The organism is Microcoleus sp. AT8-A3 (assembly GCF_036705675.1).
Lineage (GTDB): Bacteria > Cyanobacteriota > Cyanobacteriia > Cyanobacteriales > Microcoleaceae > Microcoleus.
In genome coordinates, this window is sequence record NZ_JAUBVD010000128.1 from 1 (window position 1) to 3,482 (window position 3,482).

Here is a 3,482-nt window from a genome sequence, read left to right on the forward strand (position 1 = left end):
TTGCAAAAATAATTAGGACGGGTTTTGGGGCCCATCCCACAAGCAAAAATAACTCTTGTGGGATGGGCCCCAGAGCCCGTCCCATCAATTGAGGAAAAGGATTTTTGCAAGAGGTCTACTAATGACATTTTAATTTCTGCGAGTTTTTTTAGGGCGGTTCCAACTTTTAGAACCGCCGCTACGATCGACCTTTTCTCCATTAGGAAACAACTTCCCTTCCAAATATTCGTAAGTTCCCTCAAAATCGCATTGCCCATACAGAGGACAATCGCGACAATAAACCGCCTTAGTGTAACGCTCCAAATTTTCCCGATTAAAAAAATAAGGTTTGTGACTAAAAGTGCTGGCTACCCACTGCCAAGAAAGATTATTGCTCGCCGGATCTCCATCTAGCAAGTGTTGCAAAAACCAGCGAGCTCCGGCTTGCCAGCGCACGCGGCGCCAGTGTACGAGATAAGCGGCAGTCCACATCCGCTGGTGATTGTGCAAATAACCAGTTTCTCGCAACTCGCGACTGAAACTGTCGATGCAAACCAAACCAGTCGTGCCCTCGACGACATCCTGGGGCAGAGTTTCGCTGTAAGATGAGGCAGTGTAACCAGTTTTGTAGGGTTCCCGGTCTTCCCAAATCCCGTTGCCCAATTCGGCGTAGAGTCGCTGCCAATAATCCCGCCAACCCAACTCGTTGACAAGTTTCACAGCTTCTTCTGGATGCCGCACCTTCTCCAGCACGGCATCCCGGACTTCGGCAAGACTCAAAACTCCGTAGCGCAAATAGGGCGACAAGCGCGTTACCGCACCGTTGAGGAAATTGCGGGTTGAGGCGTATTTGCCGGGGTCAATTTGTTGCAGGGCTGTCTCGGCTGCTTTGCGCCCGCCTGGGGTTGGGGGTACGCTGCTGTCCCGCCGGGCGGCTTCGGGGAACTGTTGGCGCACGTAGGCAATTAATTCGTCGCGGCTGGCAAATTCCCGCTTCATGTCCTGACTCATTCTTTTCTCAAGCACCTGCTATTTTTTCTTAATGTTAAAGCTATTCGATCGGGCCCGCGGCTAGATGCCCTAAATTGCCCTTCACTCCTGGTAACTCACATCTTGCACCCTTGTCAGCAACAGGCTTTTCGGCCTGTTCCACAAAAGATAAATTTTCTTGTGGAACAGGCCGGAAAGCCTGTTCATAAAGGCTAATTGAGAATGGTGCAATATCTCAGTGGTAACGTACATTTTGCCCCCGCCGCAATTGATTGTGGGTTCGCTGCCAAAATTAGCATCAAACTCAGTACACTCAGGGATAGATATCATAGCAAAATCTCATGGAAACTTTTCCGGCGCACGCTCAAGCGATCGCCAGCTTAGCTAACGGACAGCAGCAAGGTACAAAACAACTGGAAAACAGCGAAGTTCAAGAGTTCGATCGAGCCATGATGCGCCGCTGCATAGAATTGGCTCGCCGTGCTCTGGGCAAAACCGCACCCAACCCCCTTGTCGGTTCTGTAATTGTCCGAGACGGCAAGATTGTCGGCGAAGGGTTTCATCCCGGTGCCGGTCAACCTCACGCCGAAGTTTTTGCGCTCCAGGAAGCGGGGGAACTTGCCGAAGGAGCGACTGTCTACGTGAACCTGGAACCCTGCAACCACTACGGCCGGACTCCTCCCTGTTCCGAAGCTTTAGTTAAGGCCAAGGTGGCAAAAGTAGTGGCTGGCATGGTCGATCCGAATCCTTTGGTAGCTGGCACTGGGCTAGCCCGGTTGCGAGAGGCTGGCATTGAAGTGGTGGCGGGAGTGGAAGGGGAAGCTTGCCAAAAACTCAACGAGGCTTTTGTGCACCGGATTTTGCACCGCCGGCCTTTGGGAATTTTGAAATATGCGATGACTTTGGACGGTAAAATTGCTACCAGTAGCGGCCACAGCGCTTGGGTGACAGGCGAGGAGGCTCGGAGCGAGGTTCACCGGGTGCGCGTCGGCTGCGATGCTGTGATTGTTGGGGGAAATACGGTGCGTCTGGACAATCCCCTACTGACGAGTCACCAGCCTGATAGGAATAATCCCCTGCGGGTGGTGATGAGCCGCACTCTGGATTTGCCGAAGTCGGCTTGGTTGTGGGAAACCTCTGTGGCGGCTACTTTGGTGCTGACTGAGCCTGGGGTTAACCCGGAATTTCAGGAATTTTTGATCGCCAAAGGGGTGGAAGTTGTGGAGCTCTCCCCTCTGACACCGACTAATGTTATGGCTTATTTGTACGATCGATCTTTTCTTTCTGTACTCTGGGAGTGCGGTGGCACTTTGGCCGCGAGGGCAATTGCTGAGGGTGCAGTTCAAAAAATTATGGCTTTTATTGCTCCTAAAATTGTCGGTGGCCAAGGAGCTCCAACTCCGGTGGGAGATTTGGGCTTTTCGGCAATGACTGAGGCTTTAACTTTAGAGCGGGTTTCTTGGCGCACAGTGGGTACAGATTGTGTGGTTGAAGGCTATTTAAAAATTAAAGATTGAAAGTTAAAAGCGAGTCTTTTGAGTTTTTGATTTTTAACTTTTAACTACCAGCCGGGAAGTCCCTCGGTATATTCAGATGGGACGCATCTGAGCGCTACGCCCCGTACCCCGAATGAATTACGCCCGCGTGATGAAAGGCTCGTCGGGTGTAGGTACGGAAACCGACAATTAGACATTGCGAGTACCTTTAACTTCGATGTACTTTCTCTAACTATTAAATCGAAAAAATGGTACATTAAGGTAGGTCGAAAAAAGAAATTTCCCATGCAACTAACATACAAATACCGCCTCAAACCCACAAAAGCCCAATTGGCAACAATTGTGGCTCATCTAGAACTATGTCGTCGGCAGTACAACTACCGACTTGGCGAAAGATTTAGGTGGTGGTCAGCCACGAGAACGCCCGTCAACGCCTGTCCCTTGATTGTTTCGATAGTCCCTGTTGAAGAGATTTATCAAAACATTCCTTTGACGAGAGTGCAGACTAGGGATGGTAGAAAAAAGGATGAATCGGGTAATCCTTTGACTAAGAAAGGCGACGTTTTCTCGAACATTGAAGGCGGATATGTACAGTGGCAGACGATACAACTGGCTGACATCAAAAACACTAAAAAGTTATTCCCTGATTATAAAGTGTTGGATTCACAGGTCTTGCAAGATGTCGTCAACAGAGTGGAAACTTCCTTCTCAAATTTCACCACACCCGATAAAAATGGCAATCGTAGGGGTCAACCCAAGTTTAAGGGGCTTCACTACTATAAATCCTTCACTTATCCTCAATTAGACAACTTAGATATTGTCAAGGATGAGCAAAATAGGATTTGCATTCGCCTCGCAAAGATAGGTCAAGTACCTATGGTTTTTCATCGTCCAATACCAACGGGCTTCAAGGTTAAGATGGGGAGCGTTATTAGAGAACCGGATGGGTGGTATATTTCCCTGACGCTAGAAGATAAGACGGTTCCTGTAACGGTTGCAGAAATTCAACCGACTGAT

Annotated in this window: 4 protein-coding genes; 2 read left to right on the forward strand and 2 right to left on the reverse strand. The window is 49.3% G+C overall.

Translation table 11 applies throughout. The features are described 5' to 3' along the window. Positions 1–129 precede the first annotated feature (129 nt). Together QUB51_RS30115 and QUB51_RS30120 are read right to left on the reverse strand one after the other, a co-directional pair. Entirely contained in the window at positions 130–990 is an 861-nt protein-coding gene (locus QUB51_RS30115; RefSeq protein WP_333054469.1) for an FAD-binding domain-containing protein, read from the reverse strand. Positions 991–1,071: 81 nt separating this feature from the next. Then, a complete protein-coding gene (locus QUB51_RS30120; RefSeq protein WP_333054470.1) occupies positions 1,072–1,299 on the reverse strand; it encodes a hypothetical protein in 228 nt (75 codons plus the stop codon). A gap of 11 nt (positions 1,300–1,310) precedes the next feature. Between QUB51_RS30120 and ribD the strand changes: the two genes are divergently transcribed. Both ribD and QUB51_RS30130 read left to right on the forward strand, forming a co-directional pair. Next, positions 1,311–2,486, forward strand: a complete 1,176-nt coding sequence (gene ribD / locus QUB51_RS30125; protein WP_333054471.1) for a bifunctional diaminohydroxyphosphoribosylaminopyrimidine deaminase/5-amino-6-(5-phosphoribosylamino)uracil reductase RibD — start codon at positions 1,311–1,313, stop codon at positions 2,484–2,486. A gap of 264 nt (positions 2,487–2,750) precedes the next feature. Continuing rightward, a partial coding sequence (locus QUB51_RS30130; RefSeq protein ID WP_333240948.1) for a transposase occupies positions 2,751–3,482 on the forward strand: 732 nt, incomplete at its 3' end.